This window comes from Erythrobacter sp. WG, from assembly GCF_026586795.1.
Taxonomy (GTDB): domain Bacteria; phylum Pseudomonadota; class Alphaproteobacteria; order Sphingomonadales; family Sphingomonadaceae; genus Erythrobacter.
In genome coordinates this window covers 1-21,726 of record NZ_JAPFGY010000009.1, presented here as the reverse complement: position 1 = coordinate 21,726, position 21,726 = coordinate 1, and the positions used below count along the sequence as shown (strand labels likewise).

Sequence of the window (21,726 nt, the reverse complement as noted above, 5' to 3'; positions counted from 1 at the left end):
CCACGCAGATCTTAACCATTCTGCCTAGTCGCCGCCCGCTCGCCCGGCGTTGCGCACCGTTGTCGGATCGACCTCCGTCTCCTTTGTGGACCTGCGCGGCCGCGACAGCACGTGTTCGCTGACCAGCGCCGGGGCCGCGTTCAACACGGCCGAGCGCGGCGTCGCGGTCGTCGGGATGCAGCGCACCGCGCGCCCCGGCCTCACCATTGTTCGCACCGAATTTCCCCACGATTATCAGGTTGCGGAGGGCACCGCGGCTTCTCTCCAGGTCTCCGCCAGCGGCGGCGAGCCCTTGCGCGAGCAGTGGGGCGTGGGCGGCGATGGCCGGCGGTGCGCTGCTGGCGGGCCTGTGCGCCGTGCTGATGATCCGCCGCATCGGTGCCGCGCGGCGGCAGGAGACCCGCCACGCGGCGAACCTTTTCGCGGTGCGCGAGCTTGCGCCCTATGTGCTGGGCGAAGGGCCGGTCGATTGCGATCACCTGTCGATCCAGTCGCTGCGATACCCCGACCTTGTAGTGATCGTCGTCAATGACGGGTCGAAGGACCGGACGATGGCGATCCTGCACGAAACCTTCGATCTCCTCGCCGCCCAGCGCGAGATCGACCGGGCGCTGCATGGCTGCCGCTGATCCAGACTAGCGCGTGCCGACCTTGCTGATCCGGTAATCGGCGAGGCTCATCCAGTAGGCGATCCGCCAGCGCAGCCGGGTGAGCGGAGTGCTGTTCTTCGCATACCAGGCAGGCGTGATCGGATCGCTCGATTCCTCGAGGTGGTCGATCATCTCGCGCAGTTTGGCGGCAAGCCCCGCATCCTCGACCCGCACCATCAGTTCGACATTGATGCGGAAGGACCGCTTGTCGAGATTGGCGCTGCCGAAGTAGCTTTTGTCGTCGACCACCAGCAGCTTCATGTGGAGCTTGCAGATCGCGAATTCGTAGATCTTCACCCGCGCGCGCAGGAGCTGGCCGTAGAGCATCCGCGCCATCGAGATCGCGGCGGAAATGTCGGACTTGCCGGCCATGATGAAGCGCGCCTCGCCCCGGCGCCCGACGCGTGCGATGAGACGCCGGAAGCTCCTTGGCGGCGAGAAATAGGCCGACACCGCATCGAGCCGCCGCGCGGCGACCAAATCTTTGCGGAACACCCAGGCCCAGTGCCCCTTGCGCACCAGCGGGCCGCCGACCAGCAGGCGCACCGGACCATCGCCGCCCTGCCAGTCCTGCACGATGCCGCGCAGCCGTCGCAGCTGGCGCGTGCGGCCGTCCGCCGCGCTCGCCACCCAGTTCTTCAGCAGGCCGAACCAGCGGGTGAACTGTTCGACCACCGGCCCTTCGACCAGCACCGACAGGTCGCACCAGCCGTTCTCGGCAGGGATCGCGAAGTAATGGTCCGAGATGTTCGCCCCGCCGGTCATCACCCGCGCGTTGTCGACGATGGTGAACTTCTGGTGGTTGCGCACCAGATAGCGCGTCCCCCACTTGGGCGAGAACACCGCGAAATGCCCGCCCGCCTCGACCAGCGGCTCGAAGAAGGCCGCGCCCGCATCGTTGCCGAAGGCATCGACGATGAGATCGACCGACACCCCGCGCCGCACCGCGCGGATCAGCGCGTCGCGCACCATGGTGCCCGAGGTGTCGGAATCGAACAGGTAGTAGAAGACCCTGAGGCTCTCGCGCGCGCTGTCGATCTCTTCGACGAGCGCCTTCAGCCGGTCTTGCCCATGCGGATAGAAGGTGAAGTCGTGCCCGGCCGCTGAGACGGTGAACGGATCGAGGTCGCAATAGTCCGGCGCTCCATCGTCGGGCTTGGGTGCATTGCGGTCGGGAGCGGCGGCCATGGGCACCGCGTGTAGGACGCGTCCGGGGCAAGGGGACAGCGCCATGCGACGAACGGTTCACCGCGCAAGCCGCGCAAGGATTGCGGCAACATTGCGGCGCAGGCCTTGACCTCATTGCCTACCCCCACGATAGACAATGACCATGCTCTCGCAGAAGACCCGCTATGCGATCCGCGCCATGCAGCATCTTGCCGATCATTATGGCGAAGGGCCAGTGCAACTCGGCGCGATCGCGGAGGCGCAGAAGATCCCGGCCAAGTTCCTGACGGTGATCCTCTCCGAACTGACCCGGGCGGGGCTAGTCGAGTCCCAGCGCGGGCGCGACGGGGGCTACTGGCTCGCGATCCCGCCGATCGACATCACCTACGGCGATCTCATCCGCCATATGCGCGGCAGCCTCGCGCTGGTGCCCTGCGCCAGCCGCTATGCGCACGAGAAGTGCAACAACTGTCTCGAGGAAGGCGAATGCCGCACTCGGGCGCTGCTGCTCGACGTGCGGGACAGGACAGCGCAGATCCTCGACGGCATCCGCCTGTCGGACCCGATCACGCCGGTGCCATCCTTCTCGGAAGAGACAAGCTGAGCGCCGCGGCGCCCTGCCGCACAAAGCCCACCTTTCAGCCCGCAACAGAATTTCTGTCTCGCCGGCCTATTGTCAACCACATCGCTTGAATTTAATTCCTGCGGTGCGGGCCGATCCCGCGCAACGAAAGGCCCATCCATGGACCGAGACGAGACAGGTTCTGCCACCCGCGCGGCCATCCCTGAGGCGCTGGCCGTCGTCGACGAGGCGCTTGCGCGCCTGCGCTACGGCACGATTCAGCTGACCGTCCATGATGGCCGGGTGATGCAGATCGACGTCACCGAAAGAAAGCGCCTGTCCGTCTGAGGACAGGTTTCAGGACACACCCATCAACAGGGGACTGGCAAACCGGACCGCCGGATGCATGCCCGCTTGCAAAGGCGAGACATCGTGACATTCCATGCATCCCGCACCACCCTGCTGCTTGGCGGGGCAGCTTTCTCCGGGCTGGCCGCCCTTCCTGCCCATGCGCAGGATGTAGCCCCGGACGCCGATCAACCCGAAACCGCTACCGCCGCGCAGGACAGCGGCGAGATCTTTGTCATGGCGCGCCGCCGCTCCGAAAGCGCGCAGGATATCCCCCTCGCGGTCACCGTGCTCGGCGCGCAGCAACTGGCCGAGACCGGGGCATTCAACGTCGCCCGCCTCCAGCAGATCGCCCCGACGCTCCAGCTCTATTCCTCCAACCCGCGCAACACCTCGCTCAACATCCGCGGGCTGGGCGTGCCCTTCGGCCTCACCAGCGACGGCTTCGAGCAGGGCGTGGGCATCTATATCGACGACGTCTACTATTCGCGCGTGGCCGCCGCGACCTTCGACTTCCTCGATATCGCGCAGGTCGAGGTGCTGCGCGGGCCTCAGGGCACGCTCTACGGCAAGAACACCACGGCGGGCGCGGTCAACATCCGCACCAACCAGCCGACCTTCACCTTCGAGGGCAACGCCGAGCTGTCCTTGGGGAACTACGAATTCAAGCAGGCCCGCGCCGCCGTATCCGGGCCGTTGTCGGACACCATCGCGGTGCGCGTGGCGGCCTCGCTGACCGACCGGCGGGGCACGATTTTCAACGTGACCAGCGGGCAGGACATCCAGAGCCTCGACAACCTCGGCCTGCGCGCGCAGGTGCTGTGGCAGCCGACCGACAACCTGCGCGTAACGCTGGCCGGAGACTATAACAAGCAGGACGCCGATTGCTGCGGATCGGTGTTCGTGCGCACGGTCGCGACCCAGCGTCCCCTCAACCGCCAGTTCGCCGCGCTCGCGAGCGCACTGGGTTACGCCCCGCCGAGCCGCAATCCTTTCGACCGCCTGACCGACCTTGATTCCACGCTCGAGGCCGGCAACGTCATCGGCGGCGTGTCGCTGCGCATCAACTGGGACGTCGGCCCCGGCACCCTCACCTCGGTGAGCGCCTGGCGGCACTGGGATTGGAAGCCGCAGAACGACCGCGACTTCACCGGCCTCGCCATCGTTGCGCGCTCGCAGAACCCCTCGCAGCAGGACCAGTACACGCAGGAATTCCGCTACGCCTACACCGGCACCCGCTTCGATTTCGTGGTGGGCGCCTTCGCCTTCCACCAGCGGATCGACACGCAAGGCACCGAAAGCCAGGGCGCGGCGGCGAGCCGCTGGTCGATCGCGCCGAACAATGCGCTGGCCTTCGATCCCACAGTTCTGGACGGCCTGACAGCGCGGAACACGCAGTTCCTGAAGTCGACCAGCGCGGCGCTGTTCGGCCAGCTGAGCTGGAAGGTCACCGACGCCTTCACCATCCAGCCCGGTGCGCGGATCAATTACGACAAGAAGGAGGGCTTCTATCAGCGCCGCGTGTTCACCGGGACGGGCGTGGAACTGCGCGGCACCGAGACCGACGCCCGGAGCCGCGCGCAGCTCGGCATCTTCCAGCCGCAGCTGAGCGCGCCGCAAGACAGCGACTGGAACTTCACCTACGACCTGACGCTGAGCTATCGGCTTGCCCCCGATGTGCTTGCCTACGGCACCTATGCGAGGAGCTTCAAGACCATCGGCATCAACCAGAACGGCCTGCCGACCGACGCCAATGGCGTGCCGATCGCGGCGGCGGGCACGATCCGGCCGGAGCAGGTCGACCACTTCGAGATCGGCCTGAAGTCGCAAGTGTGGGATCGCCGGGTGACGCTCAACCTCGCGGCCTTCCGCACCGACATCAAGGATTATCAGGCGACCGTCACCAACGGCCAGTTCGGGGTGCTGCGCGGCTTCCTCGCCAATGCCGGCAAGGTGCGCTCGCAGGGGATCGAGGCGGACGTCTCGGTCCGCCCGAGCGCGCGATTCTCGACCTATGCCAACGGGGCCTACACCGACGCGAAATATGTCCGCTTCGTCGACGCGCCCTGCCCGCCCGAGCTTGCAGGCGGCACCACCGTCGGCCCCGGCCAGACGCCCTCGCCGGCCGGCACGCCCGGCGGCCTCAGCCCGGCGAACTGCGATATCTCCGGCCAGCGCCTGCCGGGCGTCTCCAAATGGGCCTTCGCCTTCGGTGCCGAGGCCAACGCGCCCGGCAGCCTGTTCGGCGAGGCGGGGCAGTTCTACCTCGGCTACGACGGCAGCTACCGCTCCGACTTCTCCTCCAACGCCTCGCCCTCGCCGGCAACGCGGGTGGCAGGCTACAGCCTCTCGAACTTCCGCGCGGGCTTCCGCAGCGACCGCGGACTCAACATCTTCGCCTGGGTGAGGAACGCCTTCGACGAGGACTACTTCGAGCAGCTCTTCATCGCCCCGGGCAACACCGGACTCATCGCCGGCCTGCCCGGCGACCCGCACACCTGGGGCGGCACCGTCAGCGTCACCTTCTGACCTGACACAACCCGCATCCGCAGAGAGGACAACCTCATGCCCGACCTTACCGCGCTCCTCATGCAGATCGCCCCGTTCATTGCCATCGGCTTTGCCGCGCAGATGATCGACGGGGCGCTCGGCATGGCCTTCGGGGTCACCACCCAGACCCTGCTGGTGAGCGCGATGGGCGTGCCCCCGGCGAGTGCATCGGCGAGCGTCCACCTCGTCGAGCTGTTCACCACCGGCGCTTCGGGCGTCAGCCATGCCTGGCAGAGGAATGTCGATTGGCCGCTGTTCCGGCGGCTGGTGCCGTTCGGCGTGCTGGGCGGGGTGACGGGGGCCTACCTCCTGTCGAACATCGACGCGAGCGCTGCGCGGCCCTTCGTGATGCTGTATCTCACCGGTATCGGCTTCTACCTGCTGTGGCGCGCGATCCGCCTCGCCAAGCCGCGCTTCGAGGACCCGCGCTACACCGCGCCGCTGGCGCTCGCCGGGGGCTTTCTCGATGCGGCCGGCGGCGGCGGGTGGGGGCCGGTGGTCACCTCCAACCTGCTGATCCAGGGCGGCGACCCCCGCAAGGTGATCGGCACGGTCAACACGGCGGAGTTCCTGCTCACCCTGTCGATCTCGCTGACCTTCCTCCTGACCCTCGGCCCGGCAGCCTTCACGCTCATCACCGTCGGCCTGATCCTGGGCGGCGTAGTTGCCGCTCCGTTCGGCGCGGTGCTCGCCGCCCGCGTCGATCCGCGCACACTGTTGTTCGCGGTCTCGCTGGTCTTGATCGTCACCAGCGCCTACAGCATCTGGAAAGCCTGGCCCATTGTCTAGGGGCCGGCGGAGCTCCCCGATGGACACCGACCTTCTGCTCATCTGCGCGCTCACGGGCGTGATCAACCTGATCGGCGCGCTCGCCTATGCGGCGCGCATCGCCGGGGTGCGGACCGGGCGCATCGCGCTGTCCTTTGCCCTCTTCAACGTGCTGCTACTGGTCAGCCGGACCTCGAACGGCTTCCTCGGCCCCTTCCTCGCCAAGCGGATCGAGACGGCGCTGGCGGCGGGAAACGGCGACGCGTTGCTGTTCGACTTGAGGCTGGTGCTCGCCTCGGCAGCGGGGGCGGTGCTCGTCGGGATCCTGCTGGTGCCGAGCTTCCAGCGCCTGTTCGCGGCAGCCATCACCTCGTTCCAACACACCCGCTCGACGGGCCGCCTGCTGCTGCGCGCCGCGACCCCGGCGGGGCTGCGGACCATCCGGGAATCCGTCGCCATCCCGAAGAAGCAGACACTCCAGTCGCTCAAGGCCCCGCGCGGGGTGAGTTGGGGCGTGCTCGCCGCCAACGCCGTGGCGCAGGGGCTGCTGGCGGTGGGCGTCATTGCCTCGCTCTATGCGGGCTACCTCGTGCCCGAGTTCCGGGTCACCGCCTCGCAGATGACGGCGATCGTCAACGGCTTCGCGACGATCCTGCTGTTCGCCCTGATCGACCCGCAGATTTCCGCCCTGACCGACGACGTGGTCGACGGGAGCGTGTCGGAGGCGACCTTCCGCCGGGCGATGATCTGGGTCTCGCTGAGCCGCCTCGCCGGCACGCTCGCCGCGCAGGTGCTGCTGGTGCCCGCCGCGGTGGCGATCGCCTGGGCGGCGGGCTGGCTCTAGAGCGCGCCGAGGAGCAGGCCGCCCGCCGCACACACCGTGAGCAGCCGCAGCACCGACCATTTCGCCCCGAATGCCAGCCCCAGCGCGAGCGCGGCGAGAACGCCCGCCCGCCAGTCGAAGCTGGCGAGGTCTGGCCAGCTCAGCTTGAGCGGACCGTAGCGCGCGTCCTCGACAACGCCGAACAGCACGTGAAGCGCGAACCACGCGGTCAGGTTGGCGATCACGCCGACCACCGCCGCCGTCACCGCCGCAAGCCCGCCCTTCAGCCACACCGCCCGCCCCATCCGGTCGATCCACGGCGCGAGCGCGAAGATCCACAGAAAGCAGGGCGCAAATGTCACCCAGGTGGTCAGCCCCGCGCCGAGCAGCCCCGCCACCAGCGGCGTGAAGGGTTCGGGCGCGCGGAAGGCGGCGAGGGTGCCGACGAACTGGGTCACCAGGATCAGCGGCCCCGGGGTGGTCTCGGCGAGGCCCAGCCCATCCGCCATCTCGCCCGCCTCGAGCCAGCCGAAGCCTTGCACCGCCTCCTGCGCCATGTAGGCGAGCACCGCATAGGCCCCGCCGAAGGTGACGACCGCGAGCTGCGAGAAGAACGCGCCGATCTCCCACAGGACATGCCCCCGGCCCAGCGTCGCGGCGATCAGCACCATCGGCGCGGCCCAGATCGCGCCCCACACCAGCACGGCGGTGATGGTGGTCCGCCACGGCCGCGCCGGGAGGGTGCCGGCGCGCGTGGTCGGCTTTAGCGCGAGGAGGTCCGGCCGGGTGCGGGCGATCGCCATGCCGACCGCCAGCGCGCCGAGGACGATCACCGGGAAGGGGAGGCCGAACAGGAACAGCCCTCCGAAGGCCGCCGCTGCCAGCGCGCGCTTCACCCCCGTGTCGAGCGCGCGTCCGGCAATCCTGAGCAGCGCCTGCACCACGATCGCGAGCACCGCCGCCTTCACGCCCAGAAACAGCGCTGCCACCCAGCCGAGATTCGCGGCGAGTGCATAGAGCACCGAGAGCGCGAGAATGATGGCGGCGCCGGGGATGACGAACAGCAGCCCCGCCGCAAGCCCGCCCCGCCAGCCGTGCAACCGCCATCCGACCAGGGTGGCGAGCTGCTGCGCCTCCGGGCCGGGCAGGAGGTGGCAGAAATTGAGCGCGTGCAGATAGTCCTCCTCGACGACCCAGCATCGCTCCTCGACCAGCTCGCGGTGCATCAGGGCGATCTGCCCGGCGGGGCCCCCGAAGCTGAGCAGGCCGATACGCGCGAAGACGCGCAGCAGCTCGGAAAAGGCGGGTTGCGCGGGTGCCTGCGGGGCCGCGGCTGGAAAGGTGAGCGAAACGTCGGGTCCGGCCATGCCTACCTCGTGTGCAAGCCTTGCCGCGACAACCGGCACGGCAAGGGGTGATGACGAGGCAACGCTTGGGCCTTCGCCGAAGGCCTGGACGGGAGGTTGCTGAACCCCGTGCACACGATGCTAAGCAAGCCCCGCTCCGCGCGCAAGAGGGTGGCTGCCGCGCAGTGCCGGCCGACGGCCTAAGGCACGTTGGAATGCAACCTGATCGAAGGGCCATGGATCACCAAGAAATCGAGCTTCTTCAGACACAAAGAAGCTGATCGCCCAGTTTCCTGCGGTGTCGGACGAGACGTGGCCTTCGCCGGAGCTTTGGCTCTCCGGAGCCGGTTGGTTCATGCCATCGCGGCGAAACTGCACAAGGGAACACGTCATGACCAGCAAGATCTTCTACGCGGGAGTTGCCGCGGCCGCTTTCCTCACCACCACCATCACGGTCGCGCAGTCGACCACCGGGACCGGGACGACCGGCACCACGGGAACGCAGACCACCACGGGCACGCCGACGACCACGACCGGCGCCGGAGAGCGCGGCTGACAAGCGCCGGATTCACCCGTCCCACGGTATCTGCCGCGTGCGCGGCCCACGCTGGCCGCGATCGGCGGCGGCGTCGCCCACGGGCTCGCAGCGCGACCCATCGCCGACGGCGAAGCGATCGCCGCGCTCAACCGCGGCGCTCCCGCCTACGAAGCGCGCATCCTCGCCGATCTCGATCGCCTGTGCGGCCTGCCCGCCGACCGGCGCCGCCACATCGTCGTCGACACCGCCGCCGCGCAGCTGCTGCTGATCGCGGGCGGGCGGCAGGTCGACGCGATGCGAGTGGTGGTCGGCAAGCCCGGCATGGCGACGCCGCTGGTTGCCGGCTTCATCCGCTATGCCATCGTCAATCCCTACTGGAACATCCCGCCAAACCTCGTCCGCCGCACCGTCGCCCCGGCGGTGCGGCGCGAGGGCACCGGGGTGCTCGCCCGGCGCCGCTATGTCCTGTGCGCCGACTGGCGATCGACCGGGCGGCTCGATCCCGCCGCCGTCGATTGGCGGGCCGTCGCCGAGGGCCGCGCCGGCGTGTGGGTGCGCCAGCTGCCCGGCGGGCGCAACATGATGGGCGCGGTCAAGTTCATGCTGCCCAACTACATGGGCATCTACCTCCACGACACCCTCGACAAGAGCCTGATCCAGCGCGCCGACCGTCGCCTCAGTTCGGGCTGCGTGCGGGCGGAGGATGCCGCAAGGCTCGCCCGCTGGCTGTTCGGCCGAGAGATCGTCGGCAGCGATCCCTTGCCCGACAAGCGCATCGACCTTGCCGAGCCCGTGCCGGTGTTCATCACCCGCCTGACGACCGGCGTCGAGAACGGGCGGGTCAGGTTCAGGCCGGGCTCCGACGCGCCGCAAACCTGACCGGCCCCGCCACCCTTGACTACGACGCCGACGCGTGTATTTCGATAATTCTTGAATTATCGGAGCGACAATGCAGGCCGATCACGTCATCCGCGCGCTCGCCGCGCTGGCACAGGAGCACCGCCTCGCCGCCTTCCGCCTGCTGGTCGAAGCCGGGCCGGAGGGCATACCCGCCGGCTCGATCGCCGAGCGGATCGGCGTGCCCGCATCCTCGATGAGCTTCCACTTGGCCCAGCTCGCCAATGCCGGGCTGGTCACCCATCGCCGCGAAAGCCGCAGCATCATCTACGCTGCCGACTACGGCGCGATGAACGGCCTGATGCAATACCTCACCGACAACTGCTGCGGCGGCGTTTCCTGCTCCGATGCCGCAAGCTGCGCTCCGCAAGCCGCAAGGGAGAATGCCCGATGACACGCTTCCACCTGCACGTCGGCGTCACCGACCTCGAGGCCTCGATCGCCTTCTACACCCACCTGTTCGGCGCCGCGCCGTCGGTGGCGAAGGCGGACTACGCCAAGTGGATGCTCGATGACCCGCGCATCAACTTCGCGATCTCGATGCGCGAGGGCGCGGTCAAGGGGATCGAACACGTCGGCCTGCAGGTCGAGGACGCAGGCGAGCTTGCCGAGGTCTATGCGCGAATGAAGGCGGCCGACCGCCCCGTGCTGGAGGAAGGCGCGACGACCTGCTGCTATGCCCGTTCGGAGAAGAGCTGGATCGCCGATCCCGACGGGGTGGTGTGGGAGGCTTTCCTCACCACCGGCGGCAGCACGACCTATGGCGGCAGCCCAGATCTCGAACAGCTCGCCAATGCCGGCGCGGCGGCGGGGGCCTGCTGCGTGCCCCAAGGCACGGCCGAAGCCGCCGCCGCCCCCGCTGCTCCCGCCTCTTTTTGCTGCTGAGAGCCCGCCCGATGAAGGTGCTGTTCCTGTGCACGGGCAATTCCGCCCGCTCGATCCTTGCCGAGGCGATCCTCGCCCATGACGGGGCGGGGCGCTTTTCCGCCTACAGCGCGGGGAGCCAGCCCGCGGGCAAGGTCAACCCCTATGCGCTCCGCACCCTCGAGGGCCGCGGCTATCCGGCAAGCGGCTTCAGCTCGAAAAGCTGGAATGCCTTCGCGCAAGGGCCCGAATTCGACCTCATCATTACCGTCTGCGACAGCGCCGCGGCCGAGACCTGCCCGGTCTGGCCGGGCCGCCCGGTCTCGGCGCATTGGGGCATCCCCGATCCCGCCGCGGTCACCGGCAGCGATGCCGAGAAGGAGGCCGCCTTCGCGCTCGCCTTCGAACGGATGAAAAGCCGCATCGAACGGCTGCTCGCCCTGCCGCTCGAAACCCTTGCGCCCGAGGCGTTCGCCGCCGAACTCAAGGCCATCGGCAAGAGGGCCGAGACCGCATGAGCACCCTCGCCGCCCCTTCTCCGCAAGCCGAAGCCGCCGCCACCGCCGCCGGGCTCGGCCTGTTCGAGAAGTGGCTGAGCCTGTGGGTCGCCGCCGCGATCCTCGCCGGGGTCGCGCTGGGCAATGTCGTTCCGGGGGCCTTCGCCGCGCTCGCCGCGCTCGAATATGCCTCGGTCAACCTCGTCGTCGCGGTGCTGATCTGGGCGATGATCTTGCCCATGATGGTCGCGGTCGATTTCGGCGCGGTGCGGCGCGCGGGCGAGCGGCCGCGCGGGCTCGTCATCACGCTGGTGGTCAACTGGCTGGTCAAGCCCTTCACCATGGCCGCGCTCGGCGTGCTGTTCTTCGAGGTGGTCTTCGCCGATCTCATCACGCCCGCCGACGCGCGGGAATACATCGCCGGGCTGATCCTCCTGGGCGCCGCGCCCTGCACCGCGATGGTCTTCGTCTGGTCGCAGATGACCCGCGGCGACCCCGCCTACACGCTGGTGCAGGTGGCCGCGAACGACCTCGTGATGATCGTCGCCTTCGCGCCCATCGTCGCGCTGCTGTTGGGCGTCACCGACATCGCCGTGCCGTGGGAGACGCTGCTGCTGTCGGTCGTGCTCTATGTGGTGGTGCCCCTCGCCGCGGGGGCCTGGGTGCGCGCCCGGCTGCTCGCCCGCAGCGGCGGGGACGAGGCCGCGGTCGCCGACTTCACCGGGCGGATCAAGCCGCTCTCGATCGTCGGCCTGCTCGCGACCGTGCTGCTGCTGTTCGGCTTTCAGGCCGAAACCATCGTTACCCGCCCGCTGCTGGTGGCGCTGATCGCGGTGCCGATCATCCTCCAATCCTACGGCATATTCTTCATCGCCTATGGCTGGGCCAAGGCGTGGCGCGTCCCCCACGCGATCGCCGCCCCTTGCGCGCTGATCGGGACCTCGAACTTCTTCGAGCTGGCGGTCGCGGTCGCCATCGGGCTTTTCGGGCTGGGGAGCGGAGCGGCGCTGGCGACGGTGGTGGGCGTGCTCGTCGAGGTGCCGGTGATGCTCTCGCTGGTCGCCATCGCCAACCGCACCCGCGCGAGCTTCCCCGCGGGTTGAGCGGTCGCGGTGCGGGCCCTTGTCCTTGACTTTGCGCAGGCGCGCTCTTAGCTCGCCCCTCCCCCCGATTCTGTCAGAAGGCTGCCCATGGCACGCGTTACCGTTGAAGATTGCGTCGACAAGGTTCCGAACCGCTTCGACCTCGTGCTGCTCGCGGCACAGCGCGCGCGCGAGATCTCCGGCGGGAGCGAGCTGACCATCGACCGCGACCGCGACAAGAACCCGGTCGTGGCGCTGCGCGAGATCGCCGAACAGACGGTGACGCCGGCGGGCCTGCACGAATCGCTGGTCACCGGACTCCAGAAGATCCTGCCCGACGACGAGGACGAGGCCGACGAGATCGGCTCGCTCAGCCAGTCGGCCGAAGCGCTGCGGATCACCGCCTCGGCCCCGGCGCGCACCTCCTCGCTGGGCGGGGATTACGACGGGTAAACTGCGGCTCTCCTGACAGCGACGCCAGTTTTCGAAGGGCGGTCCGGACGCGAGGTTCGGGCCGCCCTTTTTCGTTTCCGTGCCTGTTTCAGCCACCTTTCAGACCCCGTTTGACCTTGCCTCGCACCCCTCCAGACCCCCGGTTGACCACTTCTTGACGGGCCTTAAACCGCGCTTGCCATGGGCTTTTGGAGCGGTCACGATGGGCTTTTGTAATCGATCTGCAACATTCGGGGGTCGCAGGACGCATGGCATCGATCGCGATCTACAGCGTCAAGGGCGGGGTCGGGAAGACCACCCTTGCGGTCAACCTTGCATGGGCCGCGGCGAGCATCTCGCGGCGCAGGACGCTGCTGTGGGACCTCGACGCCTCGAGCGGATCGGGCTTTCTCTTGGGGGTCGATCCGCGCAAGAAACGCAGCGCAGACAGTATCTTCGCCGACGGGAGCGACCCGGCGCGGCTGATCCGGCAGACCGATTATCCCGGGCTCGACCTGCTTCCGGCGGACGAAAGCATACGCGCGCTCGACCGGCAGTTAGACCGGCTCGGGAAGAAGAAACGGCTGGCCAAGCTGGGCGCGATGCTGGGCAAGGATTACGACCGGGTGATCTTCGATTGTCCGCCTGTTCTCAACAGCTTGAGCGAACAGGTGATCCGCGCCGCCGACCTCGTGATCGTCCCCCTGCCGCCCTCGCCGCTGTCCGCACGCGCCTTCGAGGTGGTGGTCGAAGGGGTGCGCGGGACCGGCAAAGGCCACCCGCCGATCCTGCCGGTGCTCTCGATGCTCGACCTGCGCCGCTCGCTGCACAAGGCGGCGCGCGAGGCGAACCCGACCTGGCCCGCCATCCCCCTCGCCAGCGCGGTCGAGCAATGCGCCGTCGAGCGGCGCCCAGTCGGCGCCTTCGCTCCGCGCTCCCCCGCCGCGCGCGCCATGGCCGCCCTCTGGACCGCAATCGAAAGGAAGCTCGCGCGGCTGTGAGGGCGGGCGAATAGCCGCTATGGCAAGCGCCGGATTGCGGATATACCCGCTCCATCAAGGGCCACAGGGGCGCACCCGCGATGGGCGATATCGGCGACAGCATCGGGACGATGGTCGAGGGCGGACTGCTCGGCCGGGCAGTGGAGCCGCGCGCAGGCGAGGCCGCACGGCACGTCGCAACGCAGACCGACTGCCCCAATTGCGGGACCAGTTTCCGGGGGAATTTCTGCCCCGAATGCGGGCAGAAGGCGCATCTTCATCGCAGCCTTGCCGAGATCGGCCACGACATCATGCACGGGGTGCTGCACCTCGACGGCAAGCTCTGGAACACGCTGCCGATGCTGGTCATGAGGCCGGGCGAGCTGACCCGCCGCTTCATCGCCGGCGAGCGCGCGAAGTTCGTCAGCCCGATGTCGATGTTCCTGTTCACCGTCTTCGCCATGTTCGCGGTGTTCCAGATGGTCGGTGTGACGGCACCCACCGATTTCGGTCAGGGGGTATTCGACGGGCTCACCGACGAGAACACGCCCGTCACGCGCAACATAAAGCAGCAGATCGCCAAGCTCGAGCAGGAGCGTGCCGCGCTCGCCTCGGCGGATCCGCGGCGGAAAGAACTGGACGACAAGCTCAAGGGTCTCAACCTTGTTCTCGCCGAAGTTACCAATTCGGTCAAATCAGATAGCGGGATTTCTGTAAAGACCGGCAACAGTTGGTTCGGCAAGCACCTTACCGAAAAGTGGAAGAAGAACCCCGGGCTGATGCTCTATAAGCTCCAGTCGAATGGCTACAAATTCAGCTGGCTGCTGATCCCGCTATCGATCCCTTTCCTGTGGCTGCTGTTCGCATGGCGCCGGCAGTACAAGGCCTACGATCACGCGGTGTTCGTCACCTATTCGCTGAGCTTCATGTCGCTGCTGTTCATCGCCATGTCGATCCTCAGCACCGTTCCTGGCGGAGCGGGTTGGGCGGCGCTGCTGTTTGTGATCGGCGGACCGCTGCACCTCTACAAGCAGCTACGCAACGCCTACGGCCTGTCGCGTTTCTCGGCGCTGTGGCGCTGGTTCGTGCTGCTGTTCTGCATCCAGATCGTGCTGACGGCGTTCCTGCTGATCCTCGGCGTGCTGGGGGCGTTTTAGGCGTCAGGGGCAGGGGAAACGATCGGCGAGAAAGCCTGCAATAACTTGATCCAGCGTCCCGCTGTATTCGCTTGGCGGGCGGCTATAGAACCACTTCCCGATCTCGGCTGAGTCCAATTCAGTCGTGCCCGGCGCCGGTAAACACAGGGCGCTCTTCAGACCGGCGGCGGCCTTGGCATCCTCGGCCACCCGCACCGCTTTCACCGCCGCGATGACATCGCGATGCAAAGTTGCCCCAGCTGCGGCGCGCTCGGGCGAATCGACCATGCGGCCCACAGCCTGATCGCGCTGGATCCATTCCAAAAGGGTAGGGTGAGTCTGTCTTTGCTCGGCAGCGACCTGTGCCTCGACCGGCGGGATGAGCGCCATCACGGCGACACATAGTGCGAGGGAAGGAACAGCACTTCTCATTGTCGACCTCCACCCCGACTGATTGATTTGCAATGATGAACAGGCGCTGAGAACACGCGAAAAGGGGCGCCCGGACCACTCCGGACGCCCCCTTGGTAAAGATGCCGACTGCGGCTGGCCTCAGGCCCCCTGCGGTGCCTCGTCGCCGCCGGTCTGGCCGCCGAAGCGCTTGCCCGCCCGCGGGATCGCCGAGCCGCGCACCGGATTGGCCACAATCGGCCCGCGTGGGGCATCGGGGCGATCGATCTTGCCGCTTTCGAGCAGCGACTTGATCTCCTCGCCGCTCAGCGTCTCGTATTCGAGCAGCGCCTGGGCAAGCAGGTGGAGCTGATCCTCGTGGGTGGTGAGGATATCGGTGGCACGCTTGTGCGCACCTTCGACAAGGCCCTTGATCTCGGTGTCGATTAGCTCGTTGGTCGAGCCCGAGCGGAAGGTGCGCTGTGCGGCGCCCATGCCGAGATAGCCTTCCGACTGCTCCTCGTACTGGAGCGGGCCGAGCTTTTCGGACATCCCCCATTGGGTGACCATGTTTCGCGCGAGGTTCGTCGCGTACTGGATGTCGGAGGAGGCGCCCGAGCTCACCTTGTCGTGGCCGAAGATGATCTCCTCCGCCACGCGCCCGCCCATCGCGACCGACAGGTTCGCGTGCATCTTGTCGCGGTGGTAGGAATAGCTGTCCCGCTCCGGCAGGCGCATCACCATGCCCAGCGCGCGGCCGCGCGGGATGATCGTCGCCTTGTGGATCGGATCCGAGGCAGCCTCGTGCACCGACACGATCGCGTGGCCGGCTTCGTGATAGGCCGTCATGCGCTTCTCGTCGTCGGTCATGACCATGGAGCGACGCTCGGCCCCCATCATGACCTTGTCCTTGGCGTCCTCGAACTCCTGCATGGCGACGAGGCGCTTGTTGCGGCGCGCGGCAAGCAGGGCAGCCTCGTTGACGAGGTTGGCAAGGTCCGCGCCCGAGAAGCCGGGGGTGCCGCGGGCGATCACGCGCGGGTTCACGTCGGGGGCGAGCGGCACCTTCTTCATGTGGACAGCGAGGATCTTCTCGCGCCCGTCGATATCGGGCACGGGGACCACGACCTGACGGTCGAAGCGGCCCGGACGCAGCAGCGCCGGGTCAAGCACGTCGGGCCGGTTGGTGGCGGCAATGATGATGATGCCTTCGTTGGCCTCGAAGCCGTCCATCTCGACGAGGAGCTGGTTGAGGGTCTGTTCGCGCTCGTCGTTGGAATTGCCAAGGCCGTGCCCGCGCGAACGGCCGACCGCGTCGATTTCGTCGATGAAGACGATGCAGGGCGCGTTCTTCTTGGCCTGTTCGAACATATCGCGCACGCGGCTGGCGCCGACGCCGACGAACATCTCGACGAAGTCCGAACCCGAGATGGTGAAGAACGGCACGCCCGCCTCACCCGCGATGGCGCGGGCGAGCAGGGTCTTGCCGGTGCCGGGCGAGCCGACCAGCAGCGCACCCTTGGGGATCTGGCCGCCGAGCTTCGAGAAGCGCTGCGGGTCGCGCAGGAACTCGACGATTTCCTGAAGCTCCTCGCGCGCCTCGTCGATGCCCGCGACATCGTCGAATGTGACGCGGCCCGAGCGTTCGGTGAGCAGCTTGGCCTTGGACTTGCCGAAGCCCATCGCCCCGCCGCCGCCGCCCTTCTGGACCTGGCGCAGCGCGAAGAAGGCGATCCCGAGGATCAGGATGAAGGGCAAGGAGTTGAGCAGGATGAAGAGAAGCACGTTCTGCCCCTCGCGCTGCTTGCCGGTGAAGCGCACCCCGTTGTCTTCCATAAGCTTGGTGATTTCGACATCGTTGGGCACGGGGACGGTGCTGAAGCTCTCGCCGTTCTTGAGCGTGCCAGTGATGAGCTCCGGGCCCATCTGCACGTCCTGGACGTTGCCTTCGGCCACGGCGGCGCGGAAGTCGGAATAGCGGATCGCGGTGCCGGAGCTCTGCCCGGCATTGCTGAACATCGTGACCACAAGCAGCAGGGCGAGGAAGATCCCGCCCCAGATCATCAGCTGCTTGACCCAGGGGTTGGGCCCATCGCCCTGGGGCTGCGGATCGTTCTGCTGACTCATCGCCGGAGATTCCTTTCGTCCCGCGCAATGTAGGAGAGCGCGGGTGAATGGCAAGATAATGCGCGGCTTCGCGTATGGTGAGAAGAATCGAACACGCTGATGCGTTTCATCGATCCTCGCGGCCCTCGTCCGCGAGGCCATAGGCGGCGAGGAACACCTCGACCGCGCCTGCAATCCGCCGGTCCCGCGCCTCGGCGCAGACGGTCGAGCCGAAGCGGCGCTCGAGATCGCCCATGCCCTTACACATCGACACGAACTGCTCGGCGGCGAGCATGGGGTCGTCGATCGCGAGCACGCCGGCCTCCACCTCGCGTGCGAGCCATGCTGCGAAGGATTGCTTCATCCGCCACGGCCCGGCCTCGAGGAACGCGACGCCGATCGCGGGATCTTCCTCGGTTTCGGCGGCGACGCGGCGTTCGAAGCGAAGCATTTCGGGCCGGGACAGGAAGGCGAAGATCGCCTGCCCGATTGCGGTGAGCCGCTGCCCGACAGGCCCGCGGTCGGCATCATCGAGCGAGAAGTGCCCGCGAATCTTCTCGCATTCGCACTCGACTGCCGCGGTGAACAGCGCGCGCTTGTCTCCGAACTGGTTGTAGATCGTGACCTTGGACACGCCGGCATCGGCAGCGACCTGCTCGATCGCGGTCGCAGCATAGCCATTACGAAAGAAGTGGTGCGCGGCACAATTGACGATCGCCGCGCGTTTGGCGGCATCGAGCGGGCGTCCCACCCGACGGCGAGGCGCTTCTTTTTCGGGATCGGATGAACGACCGATTGACAAAGTGAACGGCTCCGTTCAGTTAAACGCTGCCGTTCAGTAATGCGCCGATTCGCTCCTTGGTGCAACCTTGGACGCCACGCAGAAGGTGTTCGCTCACGTGCTCTGGATCGCCATCAGGATGCTCACCGGGGATGCCCAGAAGTTCTATGGGCTCCTGTTCGGCATCGCATTCTCCACGCTCCTCATCACCCAGCAGTTGACGATCTTCGTCAACCTGATCGAGCGCGGGGCGAGCGCGGTCTACAATGCGCCCGAGGCCGAGATCTGGGTCATGGACCCGGTGAGCCGCACCACCGAGGTCAATTACGCCATGCCCTCGACGGCGCTCGACGAGGTGCGGTCGGTGGACGGGGTGGAATGGGCCGTGCCGCATCTGCGCGCAGGCGCCTCGGTGCGCACGGCCACCGGCGATCTCGAGGGGGTGTTCATCGTCGGGGTCGACGATGCCACGCTGATCGGTCTCCCAAATCGCTTCGCGGAGGGGCAGAAGCGTATCCTATCAATGCCCGACACGGTGGTGATCGACGATGTGGGCACCGAAAAGCTGTTCGAGAAGGGCGAGAGCCCGATCGGACAGCGGCTCGAATTGAACGACCAGCGCGCTGTCATCCGCGGTATTGCCGACGCGATCCCGAGCTTCACCAGCCAGGTCACGCTTTACACCAAATACAGCAACGCGCTGAACTACGTGCCCGGCACGCGCAACCGTCTCACCTTCGTGCTGGCCGGCGTGCGCGAAGGCGAGAGCCCGGCCGTGGTCGCCAAGCGGATCGAGGCGCAGACCGGGCTCAAGGCCATGCCGCGCGAGGACTTCGCGCAGGCCGGGGTCGATTTCATCATCCAGAACACCGGCATCCCGCTCAACTTTGGGATCACCGTGGCCCTGGGCTTCCTGGTCGGCGTGGCGATCGTCGGGCTGACCTTCAGCCTCTTCATCCGCGACAACATCAAGCAGTTCGGCGCGCTCAAGGCGATCGGCGTGACCAACGGCAAGATCGTGCGGATGGTGATCGTGCAAGCCAGCATGGTGGGCGCTATCGGCTATGCGCTCGGGGTGATCGGCACGGTGCTGTTCATCTGGGGCTTTTCGGGCAATCCCACCTTCAAGGCCTTCTACATCCCTTGGCAGATCCCCTTCATCAGTCTCGTCGCGGTGGTCCTGATCCTCGCGCTCACGGGCTGGGTGTCGCTGCGCAGCGTCATGCGCACCGAACCGGCGGCGGTGTTCCGGTGAGCGAGGCAGATATCATGGACACGAGGGCGATCGGCGGCTGCGGGGCCGAGGCGGCGATCTGCGCGCGCGGCATCGTGCGCGACTTCGAGGCAGGGCAATCGACCATCCGCGTCCTCCACGGCATCGACACCGACATTCGCCCGGGCGAGATGACCTATGTCGTGGGCGAGAGCGGATCGGGCAAGACGACGCTCATCTCGATCATGTGCGGCATCCTCTGGCCGACGCAAGGCGAGGTGAAGGTGTTCGGCACCGACATCTACAAGCTGTCGGACACCGAGCTCGTGAATTTCCGCCTCAAGAACATCGGCTTCATCTTCCAGCAGTACAACCTCATCCCCTCCATCGACGTGGCTGCCAACGCTGCGGTGCCGCTGATCGCGCAGGGGATGCCGGTCGAAGAAGCGCGCGAGCGGGCCAAGGTGCTGCTCGACAAGCTCAACATCGGCAACCAGGCAGACAAGCTGCCGCGTCAGCTTTCGGGCGGACAGCAGCAGCGCGTGGCCATCGCCCGCGCGCTGGTGCACGAGCCGCGCCTCGTGGTCTGCGACGAGCCGACTGCGGCGCTCGACGCCTCCTCGGGCCGGCGCGTGATGGACCTGCTGCGCGAGGTCGCGGTCGCCCCCGACCGCGCGTGCATCATCGTCACCCACGACAACCGCATCTTCGATCTCGCCGACCGGATCCTCGTCCTTGAGGACGGCCGCGTCACCCATGACGGCACCGAAATGCCGGACGACCACTGAGCCCTCCCCTCTCACCCTTTGCTTCGAGACGACCCATGGCCCTCCTGCCCCGCAACGTGAGCTTTTCCCGCCAGATCCTGCCAGTCGCAGCGGTGATCGGCCTGCTCGGTGCGACGACCTATGTCGTCGCCGGGCTGCCCGACCGCTCGATCACGCAGCCCGCAGCCCAACCGGCCAAGGCGGTCGGCAAGCTCGCGAACGGCCCGCGCGTGGCCGGAGCGGGCGTGGTCGAGCCGGCAAGCGAGGTGATCGACATCGGCTCGGCGCTGTCGGGTCTCGTCACCGAGGTGCGGGTCCAGCCCGGCGAGCGGGTGGCGAAGGGCGACGTGCTGTTCCTCGTCGATGCCCGCGCCGCTCGCGCGAGCCTCGATCAGGCCACGGCGCAGATGGGCGAGGCGCACGCCGCCATCGCCGAGGCGAGCGCCGCGCAGAAGACCGCGCGCCAGCAGCTCGCGCTCTACCGCAGTCTCGCCGATCCGGCGGCGGTGAGCCGCGCCGAGGTGATCCGCGCCGAGGGCGACGAGGCCGCCGCCACCAGCCGCCTCGGCTCGGCCCGCGCGCGGCTTGCCGCAGCCCAGGCCGCCGCAGCCGCGGCCCGCACCGAGATCGACCGGCTGACCGTGCGCGCGCCGATCTCGGGCGAGATCCTGGCGGTCAATATCCGCCCCGGCGAGTTCGTCTCGACGCAGGGTGGCGGCAACAGCTCCCCCTTCATCCAGATGGGCGAGACCAACCCCCTCCACGTGCGCATCGACATCGACGAGAACGAGATCGCCCGCGTCGCGCTGGGCGAGCCGGCAGTGGTCTCCCCACGCGGAGCGGCCGAGCTCCACGTCAACGCCCGCTTCGTGCGCGCCGAGCCGCAGGTGGTGCCCAAGCGCTCGCTCACCAATTCGGCCGCCGAGCGCGTCGACGTGCGGGTGCTCCAGCTGATCTACGCCCTGCCGCCCTCGGAAGCCTTCCGGGTCGGACAGCAGATCGACGCCTTCATCCCGGCCCGCGCGGGCGCACCCGCCAAGAGCGAGGGCTGAGGCGATGCGCCGCCTGTCACTTGCGGGGACCACGCTGCTCCCCCTGTTGCTCGCCGCCTGCGCGAGCGTCCCGGATGTCGCCACGCCGCAGCCCGCAATGCCGCGCGCCTTCTTCAATCAGCCCGAGGCCGCGACCGGCACCGCGCTTGCCGCACTGATGCCAACACGCGATCCGGCCTATGCCGCGCTGTCGCAGGCCGCGCTCGAAAATGCGCCCAACCTCGCCGAGGCCGCCGCGCGCATCGATGCCGCACGCGCCGGGGCCCGTAGCGCGAGCGCGGCGCGCCTGCCGAACATCACCGCCGATGCCGATGTCACACGCAATCGCATCAACCCCGCGCAGTTCGGGCAGGCCGGGCAGCAGGGCTTCATCCCCCGCGAGCAGACCTCCTACGGCGCCAACATCACCGCCAGCTGGGACCCCGACATCTTCGGTCAGTTGAAGGCGCAGGAACGCGCCGCGCTCGCGCGGATCGACGGCGCCACCGCACAGGCGCAGGGCGTGCGCCTCGCGCTGCTCGCCGAGATCGCCGCGAGCATCACAGACTGGCGCGTGCTCGACGCGCGCGCCGCGGCGATCAAAGCCGACGGCGAGGCTGCGCGCCAGCTCGCCGCGCTGGCAAAGGTGCGCGAGGACGCAGGCATCGCCCCCGGCTTTGACCGCGTGCGCGCCGAGGCGACCGCGAGCGGCTCGGCCACGCGGCTCGCGGCGCTCGAGAGCGAGCGGGCGCAGCTGATCGGCCGCCTGGTGACGCTGACCGCGCAGGATGCCGCGAC

At 67.9% G+C, this 21,726-nt stretch carries 25 protein-coding genes; 19 read left to right on the top strand and 6 right to left on the bottom strand.

Annotation, left to right across the window (positions count from 1 at the left end; translation table 11 throughout):
* Positions 1 to 320 precede the first annotated feature (320 nt).
* On the top strand, positions 321 to 629 hold the full coding sequence (locus OPU67_RS06450; RefSeq protein ID WP_267618472.1) for a hypothetical protein: 309 nt from the start codon (positions 321 to 323) through the stop codon (positions 627 to 629).
* Positions 630 to 635: 6 nt separating this feature from the next.
* Here OPU67_RS06450 and OPU67_RS06445 read toward each other — a convergent pair whose 3' ends face one another.
* Entirely contained in the window at positions 636 to 1,838 is a 1,203-nt protein-coding gene (locus OPU67_RS06445; protein WP_267618471.1) for a phospholipase D-like domain-containing protein, read from the bottom strand.
* Positions 1,839 to 1,980: 142 nt separating this feature from the next.
* Here OPU67_RS06445 and OPU67_RS06440 point away from each other — a divergent pair, with 142 nt between their 5' ends.
* From OPU67_RS06440 to OPU67_RS06420, 5 genes are all read left to right on the top strand, one after another.
* The gene (locus tag OPU67_RS06440; RefSeq protein ID WP_267618626.1) at positions 1,981 to 2,421 is read left to right on the top strand and encodes an RrF2 family transcriptional regulator; all 441 of its coding nucleotides are present in this window, start codon (positions 1,981 to 1,983) and stop codon (positions 2,419 to 2,421) included.
* A 138-nt stretch (positions 2,422 to 2,559) separates the two neighbouring features.
* A complete protein-coding gene (locus tag OPU67_RS06435; protein WP_267618469.1) occupies positions 2,560 to 2,727 on the top strand; it encodes a YezD family protein in 168 nt (55 codons plus the stop codon).
* A 54-nt stretch (positions 2,728 to 2,781) separates the two neighbouring features.
* Positions 2,782 to 5,256, top strand: a complete 2,475-nt coding sequence (locus tag OPU67_RS06430) for a TonB-dependent receptor (RefSeq protein ID WP_420708969.1) — start codon at positions 2,782 to 2,784, stop codon at positions 5,254 to 5,256.
* Positions 5,257 to 5,292: 36 nt separating this feature from the next.
* On the top strand, positions 5,293 to 6,066 hold the full coding sequence (locus OPU67_RS06425; RefSeq protein WP_267618467.1) for a sulfite exporter TauE/SafE family protein: 774 nt from the start codon (positions 5,293 to 5,295) through the stop codon (positions 6,064 to 6,066).
* Between the two features lie 19 nt (positions 6,067 to 6,085).
* Positions 6,086 to 6,889, top strand: a complete 804-nt coding sequence (locus OPU67_RS06420) for a lipid II flippase Amj family protein (protein ID WP_267618465.1) — start codon at positions 6,086 to 6,088, stop codon at positions 6,887 to 6,889.
* Here OPU67_RS06420 and chrA read toward each other — a convergent pair.
* Positions 6,886 to 8,235: a chromate efflux transporter gene (gene chrA, locus OPU67_RS06415; RefSeq protein ID WP_267618463.1), complete on the bottom strand. Its 1,350-nt coding sequence runs from the start codon at positions 8,233 to 8,235 to the stop codon at positions 6,886 to 6,888. The two genes, OPU67_RS06420 and chrA, sit on opposite strands and share 4 nt — an antisense overlap.
* 370 nt (positions 8,236 to 8,605) lie before the next feature.
* On the opposite strand from chrA, the gene OPU67_RS06410 reads away from it, so the two are divergent.
* Positions 8,606 to 8,770, top strand: coding sequence for a hypothetical protein (locus tag OPU67_RS06410; RefSeq protein WP_267618462.1), 165 nt, complete (start codon positions 8,606 to 8,608; stop codon positions 8,768 to 8,770).
* A gap of 12 nt (positions 8,771 to 8,782) precedes the next feature.
* Here OPU67_RS06410 and OPU67_RS06405 read toward each other — a convergent pair whose 3' ends face one another.
* A complete protein-coding gene (locus tag OPU67_RS06405; RefSeq protein WP_267618461.1) occupies positions 8,783 to 8,983 on the bottom strand; it encodes a hypothetical protein in 201 nt (66 codons plus the stop codon).
* Here OPU67_RS06405 and OPU67_RS06400 point away from each other — a divergent pair.
* The 8 genes from OPU67_RS06400 (at position 8,888) to OPU67_RS06365 (ending at position 14,661) form a co-directional block, all read left to right on the top strand.
* A complete protein-coding gene (locus OPU67_RS06400; RefSeq protein ID WP_324255350.1) occupies positions 8,888 to 9,631 on the top strand; it encodes a L,D-transpeptidase family protein in 744 nt (247 codons plus the stop codon). The two genes, OPU67_RS06405 and OPU67_RS06400, sit on opposite strands and share 96 nt — an antisense overlap.
* A 70-nt stretch (positions 9,632 to 9,701) precedes the next feature.
* On the top strand, positions 9,702 to 10,043 hold the full coding sequence (locus tag OPU67_RS06395) for an ArsR/SmtB family transcription factor (protein WP_267618460.1): 342 nt from the start codon (positions 9,702 to 9,704) through the stop codon (positions 10,041 to 10,043).
* Positions 10,040 to 10,534 carry an ArsI/CadI family heavy metal resistance metalloenzyme gene (locus tag OPU67_RS06390; protein ID WP_267618459.1) on the top strand — a complete coding sequence of 165 codons (495 nt, stop codon included), beginning with the start codon at positions 10,040 to 10,042 and terminating at the stop codon, positions 10,532 to 10,534. The genes OPU67_RS06395 and OPU67_RS06390 overlap by 4 nt, the downstream gene beginning before the upstream one ends.
* An 11-nt stretch (positions 10,535 to 10,545) precedes the next feature.
* Positions 10,546 to 11,031 carry an arsenate reductase ArsC gene (locus OPU67_RS06385; protein ID WP_267618458.1) on the top strand — a complete coding sequence of 162 codons (486 nt, stop codon included), beginning with the start codon at positions 10,546 to 10,548 and terminating at the stop codon, positions 11,029 to 11,031.
* Entirely contained in the window at positions 11,028 to 12,113 is a 1,086-nt protein-coding gene (arsB, locus tag OPU67_RS06380) for an ACR3 family arsenite efflux transporter (protein ID WP_267618457.1), read from the top strand. The genes OPU67_RS06385 and arsB overlap by 4 nt, the downstream gene beginning before the upstream one ends.
* A gap of 87 nt (positions 12,114 to 12,200) precedes the next feature.
* Positions 12,201 to 12,545 carry a DNA-directed RNA polymerase subunit omega gene (gene rpoZ, locus OPU67_RS06375; RefSeq protein ID WP_267618455.1) on the top strand — a complete coding sequence of 115 codons (345 nt, stop codon included), beginning with the start codon at positions 12,201 to 12,203 and terminating at the stop codon, positions 12,543 to 12,545.
* Between the two features lie 248 nt (positions 12,546 to 12,793).
* Positions 12,794 to 13,525 carry a ParA family protein gene (locus tag OPU67_RS06370; RefSeq protein ID WP_267618453.1) on the top strand — a complete coding sequence of 244 codons (732 nt, stop codon included), beginning with the start codon at positions 12,794 to 12,796 and terminating at the stop codon, positions 13,523 to 13,525.
* A gap of 80 nt (positions 13,526 to 13,605) precedes the next feature.
* The gene (locus OPU67_RS06365) at positions 13,606 to 14,661 is read left to right on the top strand and encodes a DUF3667 domain-containing protein (RefSeq protein WP_267618452.1); all 1,056 of its coding nucleotides are present in this window, start codon (positions 13,606 to 13,608) and stop codon (positions 14,659 to 14,661) included.
* A 3-nt stretch (positions 14,662 to 14,664) separates the two neighbouring features.
* Here the strand turns inward: OPU67_RS06365 and OPU67_RS06360 are convergent, their stop codons facing one another.
* The 3 genes from OPU67_RS06360 to OPU67_RS06350 all read right to left on the bottom strand — a co-directional run bounded on the left by OPU67_RS06360 (position 14,665) and on the right by OPU67_RS06350 (position 17,887).
* A complete protein-coding gene (locus OPU67_RS06360) occupies positions 14,665 to 15,033 on the bottom strand; it encodes a hypothetical protein (RefSeq protein ID WP_267618451.1) in 369 nt (122 codons plus the stop codon).
* Positions 15,034 to 15,192: 159 nt separating this feature from the next.
* Positions 15,193 to 17,157, bottom strand: a complete 1,965-nt coding sequence (ftsH, locus tag OPU67_RS06355) for an ATP-dependent zinc metalloprotease FtsH (RefSeq protein ID WP_267618449.1) — start codon at positions 17,155 to 17,157, stop codon at positions 15,193 to 15,195.
* A gap of 106 nt (positions 17,158 to 17,263) precedes the next feature.
* A complete protein-coding gene (locus OPU67_RS06350; RefSeq protein ID WP_267618448.1) occupies positions 17,264 to 17,887 on the bottom strand; it encodes a TetR/AcrR family transcriptional regulator in 624 nt (207 codons plus the stop codon).
* A gap of 148 nt (positions 17,888 to 18,035) precedes the next feature.
* On the opposite strand from OPU67_RS06350, the gene OPU67_RS06345 reads away from it, so the two are divergent.
* From OPU67_RS06345 to OPU67_RS06330, 4 genes are all read left to right on the top strand, one after another.
* Complete coding sequence (locus OPU67_RS06345) at positions 18,036 to 19,172, top strand: ABC transporter permease (protein WP_267618447.1); 1,137 nt, start codon at positions 18,036 to 18,038, stop codon at positions 19,170 to 19,172.
* 14 nt (positions 19,173 to 19,186) lie between these two features.
* Positions 19,187 to 19,918, top strand: a complete 732-nt coding sequence (locus OPU67_RS06340; RefSeq protein WP_267618445.1) for an ABC transporter ATP-binding protein — start codon at positions 19,187 to 19,189, stop codon at positions 19,916 to 19,918.
* A gap of 35 nt (positions 19,919 to 19,953) precedes the next feature.
* Positions 19,954 to 20,949 carry an efflux RND transporter periplasmic adaptor subunit gene (locus OPU67_RS06335; protein WP_267618444.1) on the top strand — a complete coding sequence of 332 codons (996 nt, stop codon included), beginning with the start codon at positions 19,954 to 19,956 and terminating at the stop codon, positions 20,947 to 20,949.
* Between the two features lie 4 nt (positions 20,950 to 20,953).
* The coding region (locus OPU67_RS06330) for a TolC family protein (protein WP_267618443.1) at positions 20,954 to 21,726 on the top strand (773 nt) is incomplete at its 3' end.